10 protein-coding genes are annotated in these 13691 nt (G+C 72.8%); 7 read left to right on the top strand and 3 right to left on the bottom strand.

Translation table 11 applies throughout. From position 1 onward, the window contains the following. Positions 1-42: 42 nt before the first annotated feature. Positions 43-1785, top strand: a complete 1743-nt coding sequence (locus tag DBP14_RS05185; RefSeq protein ID WP_129305861.1) for a pyruvate dehydrogenase — start codon at positions 43-45, stop codon at positions 1783-1785. A 306-nt stretch (positions 1786-2091) separates the two neighbouring features. Continuing rightward, positions 2092-2607, top strand: coding sequence for an ATP-binding protein (locus DBP14_RS05180; protein WP_129305860.1), 516 nt, complete (start codon positions 2092-2094; stop codon positions 2605-2607). Positions 2608-2732: 125 nt separating this feature from the next. On the opposite strand, the gene DBP14_RS05175 is transcribed toward DBP14_RS05180, so the two are convergent. Further along, a complete protein-coding gene (locus DBP14_RS05175; RefSeq protein WP_129305859.1) occupies positions 2733-3785 on the bottom strand; it encodes a DUF2637 domain-containing protein in 1053 nt (350 codons plus the stop codon). A gap of 361 nt (positions 3786-4146) precedes the next feature. On the opposite strand from DBP14_RS05175, the gene DBP14_RS05170 reads away from it, so the two are divergent. Next, complete coding sequence (locus tag DBP14_RS05170; protein WP_241740809.1) at positions 4147-4896, top strand: GntR family transcriptional regulator; 750 nt, start codon at positions 4147-4149, stop codon at positions 4894-4896. 348 nt (positions 4897-5244) lie between these two features. Here the strand turns inward: DBP14_RS05170 and DBP14_RS05165 are convergent, their stop codons facing one another. Then, positions 5245-6003 (bottom strand): hypothetical protein, encoded by a 759-nt coding sequence (locus tag DBP14_RS05165; protein ID WP_164992252.1) that lies wholly within the window; start codon positions 6001-6003, stop codon positions 5245-5247. Positions 6004-6180: 177 nt separating this feature from the next. After that, positions 6181-7854 (bottom strand): PucR family transcriptional regulator ligand-binding domain-containing protein, encoded by a 1674-nt coding sequence (locus DBP14_RS05160; protein WP_129305857.1) that lies wholly within the window; start codon positions 7852-7854, stop codon positions 6181-6183. A 359-nt stretch (positions 7855-8213) separates the two neighbouring features. Between DBP14_RS05160 and DBP14_RS05155 the strand changes: the two genes are divergently transcribed. The 4 genes from DBP14_RS05155 (at position 8214) to DBP14_RS05140 (ending at position 13685) form a co-directional block, all read left to right on the top strand. Beyond that, entirely contained in the window at positions 8214-9119 is a 906-nt protein-coding gene (locus tag DBP14_RS05155; protein WP_129305856.1) for an FAD binding domain-containing protein, read from the top strand. Next, on the top strand, positions 9119-9634 hold the full coding sequence (locus tag DBP14_RS05150) for a (2Fe-2S)-binding protein (protein ID WP_129305855.1): 516 nt from the start codon (positions 9119-9121) through the stop codon (positions 9632-9634). Before DBP14_RS05155 ends, DBP14_RS05150 begins: the two co-directional genes overlap by 1 nt. Positions 9635-9636: 2 nt before the next feature. Next, positions 9637-12021: a molybdopterin cofactor-binding domain-containing protein gene (locus DBP14_RS05145; RefSeq protein ID WP_129305854.1), complete on the top strand. Its 2385-nt coding sequence runs from the start codon at positions 9637-9639 to the stop codon at positions 12019-12021. Between the two features lie 206 nt (positions 12022-12227). Next, on the top strand, positions 12228-13685 hold the full coding sequence (locus tag DBP14_RS05140; protein ID WP_129305853.1) for an NCS2 family permease: 1458 nt from the start codon (positions 12228-12230) through the stop codon (positions 13683-13685). The last annotated feature ends 6 nt before the right edge of the window (positions 13686-13691 follow it).

Below are 13691 nucleotides of genomic sequence, written 5' to 3'. Positions count from 1 at the left end.
AGCCTCCAGGCATCCGCGCACACCGAAGGGCAGTGGACCGGCATGGCCAAGCAGAACGTCGCCGAGCAGTTCGTCGACATCCTCGTCCGCGCCGGCGTACGCCGCCTCTACGGCGTCGTCGGCGACAGCCTGAACCCCGTCGTCGACGCCGTCCGCCGCAGCTCCGCCATCGACTGGATCCACGTACGGCACGAGGAGACCGCCGCGTTCGCGGCCGGTGCCGAGGCGCAGATCACCGGGACGCTGGCGGCCTGCGCCGGCTCCTGCGGCCCCGGCAACCTGCACCTGATCAACGGCCTGTACGACGCCCACCGCTCCATGGCGCCCGTGCTCGCCCTCGCCTCGCAGATCCCGTCCAGTGAGATCGGCCTGGGGTACTTCCAGGAGACCCACCCCGACCGGCTGTTCCAGGAGTGCAGCCACTACAGCGAGCTGATCTCCAGCCCGAAGCAGATGCCCCGGCTGCTGCAGACCGCCATCCAGCACGCGGTCGGGCAGCGCGGCGTCAGCGTGGTGTCCCTGCCGGGCGACATCGCCGCCGAGCCCGCCCCGGAGAGGTCCCAGCAGAGCGCGCTCGTCACCTCCCGGCCCACGGTCCGGCCCGGCGACGCCGAGATCGACCGGCTCGCCCGGATGATCGACGCGGCCGAGCGGGTCACGCTGTTTTGCGGCAGCGGCACGGCGGGAGCGCACGCCGAGGTCATGGAGTTCGCCGGGAAGATCAAGTCCCCAGTGGGACACGCCCTGCGCGGCAAGGAGTTCATCCAGTACGACAACCCGTACGACGTCGGCATGAGCGGTCTGCTCGGCTACGGCGCCGCCTACGAGGCCACCCACGAGTGCGACCTGCTGATCCTGCTCGGCACCGACTTCCCGTACAACGCCTTCCTGCCGAACGACGTGAAGATCGCGCAGATCGACGTACGGCCGGAGGTCCTCGGGCGCCGCTCGCGGCTCGACCTCGCCGTGTGGGGCGACGTGCGCGAGACCCTGCGCTGCCTGATCCCGCAGGTGAGGGAGAAGACCAGCCGGCGCTTCCTGGACCGGATGCTGAAGAAGCACGCGGACGCCCTGGAGGGCGTGGTCCGGGCGTACACCCGGAAGGTCGACAAGCACATCCCGATCCACCCCGAGTACGTGGCCGCCGTCCTCGACGAGGTCGCCGACGACGACGCGGTGTTCACCATCGACACCGGAATGTGCAACGTATGGGGCGCCCGGTACATCTCGCCCAACGGCCGCCGCCGGATCATCGGTTCGTTCTCGCACGGCTCGATGGCGAACGCGCTGCCCATGGCCATCGGCGCCCAGTTCACCGACCGCCGCCGGCAGGTGATCTCCATGTCCGGTGACGGCGGGTTCTCCATGCTGATGGGCGACTTCCTGACCTTGGTGCAGCACGATCTGCCGGTCAAGGTCGTGCTGTTCGACAACTCCTCGCTCGGCATGGTCGAGTTGGAGATGCTGGTCGCCGGCCTGCCCTCGTACGGCACGGCCAACGCCAACCCGGACTTCGCCGCCGTCGCCCGCGCCTGCGGCGCCCACGGGGTGCGGGTGGAGAAGCCCAAGCAGCTCGCCGGCGCGCTGAAGGACGCCTTCCGGCACAAGGGTCCGGCCCTGGTGGACATCGTCACCGACCCCAACGCGCTGTCCATCCCGCCGCGGATCAGCGCCGAGATGGTCACCGGGTTCGCCCTGTCCGCCTCGAAGATCGTGCTGGACGGCGGTGTCGGCCGGATGCTCCAGATGGCCCGCTCGAACCTGCGCAACGTCCCCCGTCCCTGAGGATCCGGCAACGGCGGTTTCCGGCCACATTCACGTGCGGTGACGGACAGGCGACACCGGGTTCCGGAACGGGGCGGGCCGCCGCCGCGGGGCACACGTGGCACGGTACGGCGGTCCCGGCGGGCGTGTCGGACGTACGGCGGCGTTCCGGGGCCGTACGAGGGGCTGTGCGAGGGGTCGTACCGCGGTGGCCGAACAAGCGGCCGTCCGCGCGAGGGCAGGACTGGCCGGGAGCCGGCTGGGCAAGCATCCCCGTGGACGTGTTCGACCACGAGGGGCAGGGCCGGCGGCGTGCGGGCGGGGGTCATGAAGAGGCAGGCGCGAGGAGGCGGTCCCGTGGCCATCGGGGCCTCCTCGGCGAGACCGGGGGGAACAGGGGATGTCGACGACGCCGGGGAGATACCCGGGGACCGGGAGGGCGGCGCGGTCCGGGCGCGTGCGCCCCGGCTGCGCCGCAGACTCGGTCAGGCCGACCTGAGGGCGGTGCCCGACGCGCGCCGCGAGCTGCGGGCGCTGCTGCGGGACTGGGGCAAGCCGGGCCGTTCCGAGATCGCGGAACTGCTCACCAGCGAACTCGTCACCAACGCGCTCGTCCACACCGACCGCGACGCCGTCCTGACGGCCGTGGTGGGGCCGCGCGGCCTGCGCGTGGAGGTGCGGGACTTCGTGGGCCGCACCCCCCGGGTGCGCACGCCCGAGCCGGACGGCGACACCCACGGCCGCGGGCTGCTGCTGGTGGAGTCCCTCGCGGACTCCTGGGGCGTACGGCCGCACGGCGTGGGCAAGTCGGTGTGGTTCGAACTCGGCGCCGAGGCGGCGTGAGGCGGGACGGCGAGGCAGCGTGAGGCCGGACGGAGCCGGGGGCCGCTGACAAACGGGGCGGGGCGTGACCCGTGGGTCACGCCCCGCCCCGTAAGACCGCGGACCTGCCGGCCCGCTTCGTACTCCTAGCCGAACTGCTGCTCCAGGTCCTTCAGCTTGCGCTCCAGGGAGTCCAGGCGCGGCAGGGCCATGGTGTCGTCCTCCGCGGTGAGGTCGACGGTCACCGTGCTCACCGGGTCAGCCGCCTTGCGGACCGGCTGGAGGGAGGGCCGAGAGCGTACGGGCAGTTGTTCCGGCGCGGATATGGCAGGCTCCGCGGTCGCCGGCGCGGGGCCGCGCTCCACGGCCTGCATCTCGGGCTGCCGGCCGAGGCCGCGCCCGACGAAACCGCGGTGCCCCCGGCTGATCGCCTTCAGCTGGGCCCGCTCGACCCGCTGCTGCTCGCGGCGCCGCAGCCGGTTCTCCTCCTTGCGCTGCTGGTCCTCGCGCACCTCCTCGACCGCCTCGTCCAGGCTGCGCACACCCTCCAGCAGCATCAGCGACCACGCCTTGTAGGTCTCGCGGGGGGCCCGCAGCCAGCGGACGATGCGGATCTGCGGCAGCGGACGCGGGACCAGGCCCTGCTCGCGCAGCGCCGCCCGGCGGGTCTGCTTCAGCGCGCGGTCGAAGAGGACGGCCGCGGACAGGGACATACCGGCGAAGAACTGCGGAGCGCCCGCGTGATCGACACCGCGGGGGGCGTGCACCCAGTTGAACCAGGCCGCGGCGCCCGCGAAGGTCCACACGAGTATCCGGGAGCCGAGGGCCGCGTCACCGTGGCTGGCCTCGCGCACCGCGAGCACGGAGCAGAACATCGCCGCGCCGTCCAGACCGAACGGCACCAGGTACTCCCACCCGCCGGTCAGGCCCAGGTTCTGCTGGCCGAAGCCGACCAGCCCGTGGAAGGAGAGGGCGGCGGCGACCGCCGCACAGCAGAACAGCAGCACGTAGGAGGCGGTGCCGTACAGGGCCTCCTTGCGCCTGCGGCGCTCCTCGCTGCGCTCCCACGAGTCGTCCGCGCCCGCGCTCTCCCCCGAGGAGCGCTTGCCGCGCCGCAGCACCGCCACCGCCGTCAGCATGCCCAGGAGCAGTACGGCGCCCGGAAGCAGCCAGTTCAGCGATATGTCGGTCAGTCTCATCACTGGTCCCTTGCATTGGGATAGGGCGTAACGCCCGCCATAGTGGCCCACTCCCGAGCGGCCTCACGGGGTTTCGGGGCAAGAGGCCGCCAAGGAAGCGCGAGAGGTGTCCCAGGGCGGCATTCTGCTCGAACTGCCGCGTGACGGGCGAGAGTTGAGTTCGAATAAGACTACCCGTACGGGTGGTTCGCGGAAAGTTCCTGGGGCGGGTGAGGAAACTGTGAATGACCGGCCGGAGGGCGGGGGTGCTGCCCGGTCCCGGGGCGGAGATGATCTTAACGGGCCTCCGGAGTTTGACCTGCCGCCCGGGGCGCTTATCGTGCTTGACGGACGAGTAACAAGCCGCCGGGAGGAGGACCCCGTGGAGCAGGACCCGCAGGGCTCCGCCGAGGCCGCGACGCCGGACGCGCAGGGCTCCGCCGAGGCCGCGACGCCGGACGCGCAGGGCTCCGCCGAGGCCGCGATGTCGGACGCCGTCCGGGTGCCGGCGCAGCGTGCCGTGCGGCGGTCCTCGGTGCGCGGGCAGATCCTGCACGCGCTGCGTACGGCGCTCGTGACGGGCGAGCTGCGGCCCGGCGAGGTGTACTCGGCGCCGGTCCTCGGGGAGCGGTTCGGGGTGTCCGCGACGCCGGTGCGGGAGGCCATGCAGCAGCTCGCGCTGGAGGGTGCCGTCGAGGTCGTGCCCAACCGGGGCTTCCGGGTTGTCGAGCGCGGGCCCCGCGAGCTGGCCGAGCTGGCGGAGGTGCGCGGGCTGCTGGAGGTGCCGGTGCTGCTGCGGCTGGCGCGGACGGTGCCGGCCGGGCGGTGGGGTGAGCTGCGGCCGCTGGCGCAGGACACGGTGCGGGCGGCGTCGACCGGGTGCGCGGCGACGTACGCGGAGGCCGATCGGGTGTTCCACGGGGCGATGCTGGCCCTGTCGGGCAACGCGCAGCTCGTACGAATCGCGGCGGAGCTGCACCGCCGGGCCCAGTGGCCCCTGTCCACCGCCCCGGCCCGCGCCGACCTCCTGGCCGACGCGACCCAACACGTAACCCTCCTGGACGCCCTCACCACATCCGACCTGGCCTCGGCCCACACCCTCCTGACCACCCACTTCACCGCCTCACCGTGACACCCCCGACGCGAGGCCCGACCGGCCGCAACCTGCCCGGCACGGGCGCTGACCGGGGGTGGGGCCACTTCCCGGCGCTGGCCGGGTGCCGCTGCGCCCACCCGTGCCGCCCCTAGCGGCACGCATGCCCGCAGCTACGTAGGCTGGGTGCGCGCAGCCGACAGAGCTGCGACGCGTCCCGTAAGGGGCGCGGGGCTGTGCCGATATGCGGCTCCGCCGCGTGGGCGCGACCAGCCACGACGCACCCGCGGGCGTAGACGGTGCGAGCGGGGCAGCCCCCAGGGGCGCGGGGAACTGCGCGACAGGCCACCACGTGCCCGCACCCGAGCGCGCGCCGCAGGCAACCCCCTAAGCCGTCGCAGCCGGCGGAGCCAGCTGGCGAGCGAGCCACGTGGGGACGCCCCCGAGGAGTCGGAACAGGCGGCGAGCCTCCTCGCGGAGGCGGGACGCCTCGGGGTCCGACTCGGTCTCCGCGAGGGACGCCAGCGCAGGCGCCGTACCGACCAGATACCCCAGCTCCTCCCGGATCCGCAGCGACTCCGCGAACCCGTGCCGCGCCTCCGCCAACTCCCCCTCCCGCAGGGCCAGTCCGGCCAGGTGGCGCCACGTGAACGACAGCAGCAGCGGATCCGCCTGCGTGGCGGCGCCCGCGTGCGCCCGCCGGTACGCCGCGCGAGCGGCCTGCGGCGACCGCGTCAGGTTCTCCGCCAGCAGCCCCCGCCGGAAGTCCAGCAGCGCCCGCCCCACCGCCCCCGGCGGGATCAGCGCGGCCGCCCGCCCGAGCGCGGCCCGCGCCTCGTCGGCCCGGTCCCGTACCCCGTGCACCGTCGAGGCGTACGCGAGCTGCCCGCGTTCGCAGGCCGCCGCCCCCCGCTCCTCGTCGTCGTGGGCCAGCGCCTCCGCCGTACGCAGCGCGTCCTCCGCGTCCTCCCAGCCCCGCTCGGTGTACAGGCACCGCTCCACCAGCAGTGCGGCCCGCTGCAGCGCCGCCGCGGGGGTGTCGCGCGGCAGCAGCGCCGCCGCGTCGGCCCAGCAGGCCCGCGAGCGCAGCCGCCACACCGCGGTCTGGAGAGGATCGTCACCGGCGGTCGTTCCGTTACCAGACATGGCGGTATGCGCCACGTTGCCCTCCCCGAGCACGCCATCGAGCTGTTGAGTGGTGGCCGCATTCCAGCACCGATCAGCGGGCCGGGCCAAGGGGGTGGGTGAAAGTTTTCACAATGTCGTGGACCGGAACGGGCGCCGGCCGGCCACCCCGGCCCGTCGCCCGCCGGCCCCGCGACCTCAGCTCATGCGCAGCGCGAGGAAGAAGTCGAGCTTGTCCTCCAGCCGCGACAGGTCCCGTCCCGTCAACTGCTCGATCCGCCCGACCCGGTAGCGCAGCGTGTTGACGTGCAGGTGGAGCCGGGTGGCGCAGCGAGTCCAGGAGCCGTCGCAGTCGAGGAACGCCTCCAGGGTGGGAATCAGCTCCGCCCGGTGCCGGCGGTCGTAGTCCCGCAGCGGGTCGAGGAGGCGGGCGGTGAAGGCCCGGCGGACGTCGTCGGGGACGAAGGGCAGCAGCAGGACGTGCGAGGCCAGCTCCTGGTGTCCGGCGGCGCACACCCGGCCGGGGCGGGCCGCCGCCACCCGGCGGGCGTGCCGGGCCTCCTCCAGGGCTCCGCGCAGCCCCTCCGCCGAGTGCACGGCCGCGCTGACGCCGAGCGTGAGCCGCCCGTCGCCGTCCAGGCCGGCGGACAGCGGGTCGCGCACCGTCCGCAGCAGCGTGTCGGCGAGCAGACCGGACTCGGAGCCGTCGTGCTCGGTGGTGACCGCGGGCAGCGGGACGAGGGCGATCGCCTCGTCGCCGGTGTGGGCGACGGCGATCCGGTCCGAGGGCTCGGGGCCGGTCGCGACCGGGTCGACGAGGATCTCCTCCAGCAGCGACTGCGCGACCGGGCCGCCCTCGACCTCGCCGCCGTCCCACTCCACGCGGGCGACGACGACCTGCCAGTGCGGGGCCGCGCCGAGCCCGGGCAGCAGCACCGGCGCGGCCACCCTCAGGCGCGCGGCGATCTCGGCGGGCGCCGCGCCGGTCTGCACCAGCTCCAGCACCTCCTGGGCGAGCCGGCGCCGCACCGTGCGCGCCGCGTCCCGGCGGTCCCGCTCGACGGCGATCAGCTGGGTGACGCCCTGCAGCAGGTCCAGGCGCTCCGCCGGCCAGTCGCCCGCGTCCGCCTCCACGGCCAGCACCCAGTCCGACAGGACCGTCTCGCGCACGTCCCGGGCCGCCTGCGGGGAGCGGCCCGAGGAGCGGACCGGGAACAGGGAGTACGTCGAGCCGCCCCGCAGCACCCGGTGCGGTCCGCGCCGGCCGGTGCGGGCGGCGGCGAGGTGCTCGGCGGCGAGCTTGGCACACGTCTCCACGGGCAGCGCCGGACCCGACTCCTCGGAGCCGGCGATCAGCCGGCCGGTGGGGGAGAGCACCCAGGCCCGCAGGTCCAGGTCGGTGCCGAGCAGGTCCAGGACCACGTCCGGGCCGCCGCCCGCGGGCCCCGAGGTCATCATCCGCCGGTGCCGGTCCACCACGGCGGCCAGGTCGCCGGCCCGCTCGCCGGACACCTGCCGTACGACGTGCTCGGTGATCGTCGCGAACGCCACCGACTCGTGCACCGCGAACAGCGGCAGCCGGTGCCGCGCACAGGCCAGCAGCAGGTCCTCCGGCACATCGCCCAGCTCGGCCTCGCCGGCCGCCAGCGCCGCCACCCCGGCCTGCACCAGGATCCGTACGAACGCCTCCGAGTCACCGGCGTCCCGGCGCCAGGCCAGGCCGGTCAGCACCAGCTCGCCGCCGGAGAGGTAGCGGCTCGGGTCGCGCAGGTCGGTGGTCATCACCCCGCGTACGGAGCGGTCCAGCTCGTCCTCGCCGCCGAGCAGCTTCAGGCCCAGCGCGTCCGTGTCCAGCAGTGCGCGCAGCCGCATCTCGTCGCCGCCGTTCTTTGTCTCGAAACCTACGATGGATCCTGGGGACGGACCGGAGGGGTCCGGCGCGCGGGGCGCGTGGGCCGTCCTGCGAGGCCGCCGGGGGTGTTTCCCGTGTTTCCTCGGGGAACCGGAGGGGCAGCCGACGACCTCCGTTCATACGAATCTACAAGACGATCGCCGTGGCCAGCCAACTCCTTCATGGTTTCCGTGACTGACCCGGTCGGAGCAGCGGACGGTGTACTGAGTCCACGCCGCGTGAACAGCACATGAACGAGCCGCGACCGTCACCGACGGATTGGCTCGATCTGTACGACTGACGAGCTGTACGACGCACGAGCCGAAGAAGAGAGCCGGTCATGGACTTCCTGCGCCCCGCCAGCTGGGAGGAGGCGCTCGCCGCTAAGGCCGAGCACCCCACCGCTGTGCCGATTGCGGGTGGGACCGATGTGATGGTCGAGATCAACTTCGACCACCGCCGGCCCGAGTACCTCCTCGACCTGAACCGCGTCGGCGACCTCACCGAGTGGGAGACCGGCCCGGACACCGTGCGGCTGGGCGCCTCCGTCCCGTACACCCGGATCATGGAGGAGCTGCGGACCGAGCTGCCCGGCCTCGCGCTGGCCTCGCACACCGTCGCCTCCCCGCAGATCCGCAACCGCGGCGGCGTCGGCGGCAACCTCGGCACCGCCTCCCCGGCCGGCGACGCCCACCCGGCGCTGCTGGCGGCCGGCGCCGAGGTCGAGGCCGAGTCGGCCGCGCGCGGCACCCGCCTGATCCCCATCGACTCGTTCTACACCGGGGTGAAGCGCAACGCGCTCCAGCCCGACGAGCTGATCCGCGCCGTGCACATCCGGAAGGCGGACGGCCCGCAGCAGTTCTCGAAGGTCGGCACCCGCAACGCGATGGTCATCGCCGTGTGCGCCTTCGGCCTCGCCCTGCACCCCGAGACCCGTACCGTCCGCACCGGCATCGGCTCCGCCGCCCCCACCCCCGTGCGGGCGAAGGCCGCCGAGGAGTTCCTGACCGCGGCCCTGGACGAGGGCGGCTTCTGGGACAACGGCCGGATCATCACCCCGTCGGTCGCCAAGCGGTTCGCGGACCTGTGCGCCGGCGCCTGCAACCCCATCGACGACGTCCGGGGCACCGCGAGCTACCGCCGCCACGCGGTCGGCGTGATGGCCCGCCGGACGCTCACCTGGACCTGGGAGTCGTACCGCGGCGCACGAGGCACCGCCCGTCAGCAGAAGGGAGGTGCCGCGTAATGCGCGTCAACCTCACCGTCAACGGACGCCCGCAGCAGGCCGACGACGTCTGGGAGGGCGAGTCCCTGCTGTACGTGCTGCGCGAGCGCCTCGGCCTGCCCGGCTCCAAGAACGCCTGCGAACAGGGCGAGTGCGGCTCCTGCACGGTCCGCCTGGACGGCGTGCCGGTCTGCTCCTGCCTGGTCGCGGCCGGCCAGGCCGAGGGCCGCGAGGTCGTCACCGTGGAGGGCCTCGCGGAGTACGCCGCACAGCGCTCCGGAACCGCCGGGCGCACCGGCGAGGACACGGAACTCTCCCCGGTGCAGCAGGCGTTCATCGACGCGGGCGCCGTCCAGTGCGGCTTCTGCACCCCCGGTCTGCTGGTCGCCTCCGACGAACTGCTGGAGCGCAACCCGAACCCCACCGACGCCGACATCCGCGAGGCGCTGTCGGGGAACCTGTGCCGCTGCACGGGCTACGAGAAGATCATGGACGCGGTCCGCCTCGCGGCCGCCCGCCAGTCCGAGGGGGCGTGAGCATGCCCGCGATCGGCGCACCGACGAAGATCACCCAAGGCTCCGGCACGAAGGGCGGCATCGGCGAGTCCACGCTGCGCCCCGACGGCACCCTGAAGGTCACCGGCGAGTTCGCGTACTCGTCCGACATGTGGCACGAGGACATGCTGTGGGGCCAGATCCTGCGCTCCACCGTCGCCCACGCCGAGATCGTGTCCATCGACACCGGCGAGGCCCTGGCCACCCCCGGCGTGTACGCCGTCATGACGTACGACGACCTGCCCACCGAGGTCCGCCATTACGGCCTGGAGATCCAGGACACCCCGGTCCTCGCCCACGGCAAGGTGCGCCACCACGGAGAGCCGGTCGCGCTCGTCGCCGCCGACCACCCGGAGACGGCCCGCCGCGCCGCCGCCAAGATCAGGGTCGAGTACCGCGAGCTCCCGGTCGTCACCGACGAGGCCTCGGCCACCGGCCCCGGCGCGGTCCTCGTCCACGAGCACCGCACCGACCACCACATGGCCCACGTCCCGCACCCCAACATCGTGCACCGCCAGCCGATCGTCCGCGGCGACGCGGCGCGGGCCGCCGGGCGGGCCGACGTGATCGTCCGCGGCGAGTACACCTTCGGCATGCAGGACCAGGCCTTCCTCGGCCCCGAGTCCGGACTCGCCGTACCGGAGGAGGACGGCGGCGTCCACCTCTACATCGCCACCCAGTGGCTCCACTCCGACCTGCGCCAGATGGCGCCCGTCCTGGGCCTGCCCGAGGACAAGGTGCGCATGACGCTGTCCGGCGTCGGCGGCGCGTTCGGCGGCCGCGAGGACCTGTCGATGCAGATCCACGCCTGCCTGCTCGCCCTGCGCACCGGCAAACCGGTCAAGATCGTCTACAACCGGTTCGAGTCCTTCTTCGGCCACGTCCACCGCCACCCGGCCAGGCTCCGCTACGAGCACGGAGCCACCCGGGACGGCCGGCTCACCCACGTGAAGTGCCGGATCGTGCTGGACGGCGGCGCCTACGCCTCCGCCTCCCCGGCGGTCGTCGGCAACGCCGCCTCCCTCTCCGTCGGGCCGTACGCCGTCGACGACGTCGACATCGAGGCGTACGCCCTCTACACCAACAACCCGCCCTGCGGCGCCATGCGCGGCTTCGGCGCGGTCCAGGCGTGCTTCGCCTACGAGGCGCAGATGGACAAGGTCGCCGCCGAACTCGGCCTGGACCCGGTGGAGTTCCGGCAGCTGAACGCCATGGAACAGGGCACCGTCATGCCGACGGGCCAGCCCGTCGACTCCCCGGCCCCGGTCGCCGAACTGCTGCGCCGGGTCAAGGCGATGCCCATGCCGCCGGAGCGCCAGTGGGAGTCCAGCGAGGGCGCCGACGTACGGCAGCTGCCCGGCGGCCTGTCCAACACCACGCACGGCGAGGGCGTCGTACGCGGTGTCGGCTACGCGGTCGGCATCAAGAACGTCGGCTTCTCCGAGGGCTTCGACGACTACTCCACCGCCCGGGTGCGCATGGAGGTCGCCGGCGGTGTGCCGGTCGCGACCGTGCACACGGCGATGGCGGAGGTCGGCCAGGGCGGTGTCACCGTGCACGCCCAGATCGCCCGCACCGAACTCGGCGTCACCCAGGTGACCATCCAGCCCGCCGACACCCGGGTCGGCAGCGCCGGCTCCACCTCGGCCTCCCGGCAGACCTACGTCACCGGCGGCGCCGTGCGCAACGCCTGTGAACTGGTCCGCGACAAGGTCCTGGAGATCGGCCGGCGCAAGTTCGGCAGCCACCACCCCGCCTGGGCCACCGCCGAACTCCTGCTGGAGGGCGGCAAGGTGGTCACCGACGGCGGTGAGGTGCTGGCCGACCTGGCCGACGTGCTGGAGGACGGATGCGTGGAGATCGAGGCGGAGTGGCGGCACCGGCCGACCGAGCCCTTCGACCTGCGCACCGGCCAGGGCAACGGCCACGTCCAGTACTCCTTCGCCGCGCACCGCGCCGTCGTCGAGGTCGACACCGAACTCGGCCTGGTCAAGGTCATCGAACTGGCCTGCGCCCAGGACGTCGGCAAGGCGCTCAACCCGCTGTCCGTCCTCGGCCAGATCCAGGGTGGCACCACCCAGGGCCTGGGGGTGGCGGTGATGGAGGAGATCATCGTCGACCCGAAGACCGCGAAGGTCAGGAACCCGTCGTTCACGGACTACCTGATCCCGACCATCCTCGACACGCCGACCATCCCGGTCGACGTCCTCGAACTCGCCGACGAGCACGCCCCCTACGGGCTGCGCGGCGTCGGAGAGGCCCCGACCCTGTCGTCCACCCCGGCCGTCCTCGCGGCGATCCGGAACGCGACCGGGCTGGAGCTGAGCCGCACACCGGTGCGGCCCGAGCACCTGACGGGGACCGCGTAACACCCCAGCTCTCCGGGCGGCGCAGGGAACGTCACACACTCCGCCGCGCCGCCCGGAGGAACCTTTGAGTTCCGCTCCGCTCGCGGTCCTTGAAGTACCAGGAATCACGTTCGTCTCGGGCCGTCCCCCGGGTCGTCCATTCCCAAATCCCGTGGCCGAACAAGGCGGTTGCACGGGGGCCCCTTTGAACCTTGGGAGTTGGCACCATGACCCAGCAGTCTGTGGAGCCGAGGACCCCTGCCGAAGACGCGGGCACCGGCTCACGCGTCCCGGCAGGGCGATCCTGGCTCGACCGGTACTTCCACATATCCGGCAGAGGCTCGACCGTCGCGCGTGAGGTGCGCGGCGGCATCACCACCTTCATGGCGATGGCCTACATCCTCCTGCTCAACCCGCTGATCCTGTCCGGCAAGGACGCCGCCGGCGACACCATGGGCCAGAAGGCCCTGATCACCGCGACCGCGTTCGCCGCGGCCTTCACCACGCTGGTGATGGGCTTCGTCGGCAAGGTGCCGCTCGCGCTCGCCGCCGGCCTGTCCGTGTCCGGCGTCCTCTCCTCGCAGGTCGCACCCGAGATGACCTGGCCGCAGGCCATGGGCATGTGTGTGATCTACGGCGTGGTCATCATGCTGCTGGTCGTCACCGGCCTGCGCGAGATGATCATGAATGCGATCCCGCTCGCGCTCAAGCACGCCATCACCATGGGCATCGGCCTGTTCATCGCCCTCATCGGCTTCTACAAGTCCGGCTTCGTGCACCAGGGCAAGGCCACCCCGCTCACCCTCGGTCCCGTCGGCGAACTCGCCGGCTGGCCGGTCCTCCTCTTCGCCGGCACCCTGCTGCTGATCTTCCTGCTCCAGGCCCGGAACACCCCTGGCGCCATCCTGATCGGCATCGTCACGGGCACCGTCGTGGCCGCCGTCCTCAACGCCGTCGGCGTCATCGACCCCAAGCAGTGGGCCAGCGGCGCCCCCGAACTCCACGGCAGCGCGGTCTCGATGCCCGACTTCTCGCTCTTCGGGCACGTCGAGTTCGGCGGCTGGGGCAAGGTCGGCGTGATGACCGTCGGCATGATCGTCTTCACCCTGGTGCTCGCCGGGTTCTTCGACGCCATGGCCACCATCATCGGTGTCGGCACCGAGGCCAATCTGGCCGACGACAAGGGCCGGATGCCGGGCCTGTCCAAGGCGCTGTTCATCGACGGAGCCGGCGGTGCGATCGGCGGCGTGGCGGGCGGCTCCGGCCAGACGGTCTTCATCGAGTCGGCGACCGGTGTCGGTGAGGGCGCCCGCACGGGCCTCGCCTCGGTGGTCACCGGCCTGTTCTTCGCGGCCTGCCTGTTCTTCACTCCGGTCACCGCGATCGTCCCGCAGGAGGTCGCCTCGGCCGCCCTGGTGGTCATCGGCTCGATGATGCTGATGAACGCCCGGCACGTGGACTGGGCCGACCGCGCCACCGCGATCCCGGTCTTCCTGACCGTCGTCGTGATGCCCTTCACCTACAGCATCACCGCCGGTGTCGCCGCGGGCGTCATCTCCTACGCCGTCATCAAGATCGGCCAGGGCAAGGCCCGCGAGATCGGCGCCTTCATGTGGGGGCTGACGGCCATCTTCCTGGTCTACTTCGCGCTCCACCCCATCGAGGGCTGGCTCGGCGTCCACTAGCCGGCC

The organism is Streptomyces sp. L2 (assembly GCF_004124325.1).
GTDB lineage: Bacteria > Actinomycetota > Actinomycetes > Streptomycetales > Streptomycetaceae > Streptomyces.
Note: the sequence above shows the minus strand (reverse complement) of the source record. Positions and strands in the feature narration are given on the sequence as shown.

What these genes read in the sequence shown, in the direction of transcription:
- DBP14_RS05185 (WP_129305861.1), top strand. Translation starts at nt 43, where the DNA reads ATGGCCAAGCAGAACGTCGCCGAGCAGTTCGTCGACATCCTCGTCCGC.
- DBP14_RS05180 (WP_129305860.1), top strand. Translation starts at nt 2,092, where the DNA reads ATGAAGAGGCAGGCGCGAGGAGGCGGTCCCGTGGCCATCGGGGCCTCC.
- DBP14_RS05175 (WP_129305859.1), bottom strand. Translation starts at nt 3,785, where the DNA reads ATGAGACTGACCGACATATCGCTGAACTGGCTGCTTCCGGGCGCCGTA.
- DBP14_RS05165 (WP_164992252.1), bottom strand. Translation starts at nt 6,003, where the DNA reads ATGTCTGGTAACGGAACGACCGCCGGTGACGATCCTCTCCAGACCGCG.
- DBP14_RS05160 (WP_129305857.1), bottom strand. Translation starts at nt 7,854, where the DNA reads ATGCGGCTGCGCGCACTGCTGGACACGGACGCGCTGGGCCTGAAGCTG.
- DBP14_RS05155 (WP_129305856.1), top strand. Translation starts at nt 8,214, where the DNA reads ATGGACTTCCTGCGCCCCGCCAGCTGGGAGGAGGCGCTCGCCGCTAAG.
- DBP14_RS05150 (WP_129305855.1), top strand. Translation starts at nt 9,119, where the DNA reads ATGCGCGTCAACCTCACCGTCAACGGACGCCCGCAGCAGGCCGACGAC.
- DBP14_RS05145 (WP_129305854.1), top strand. Translation starts at nt 9,637, where the DNA reads ATGCCCGCGATCGGCGCACCGACGAAGATCACCCAAGGCTCCGGCACG.
- DBP14_RS05140 (WP_129305853.1), top strand. Translation starts at nt 12,228, where the DNA reads ATGACCCAGCAGTCTGTGGAGCCGAGGACCCCTGCCGAAGACGCGGGC.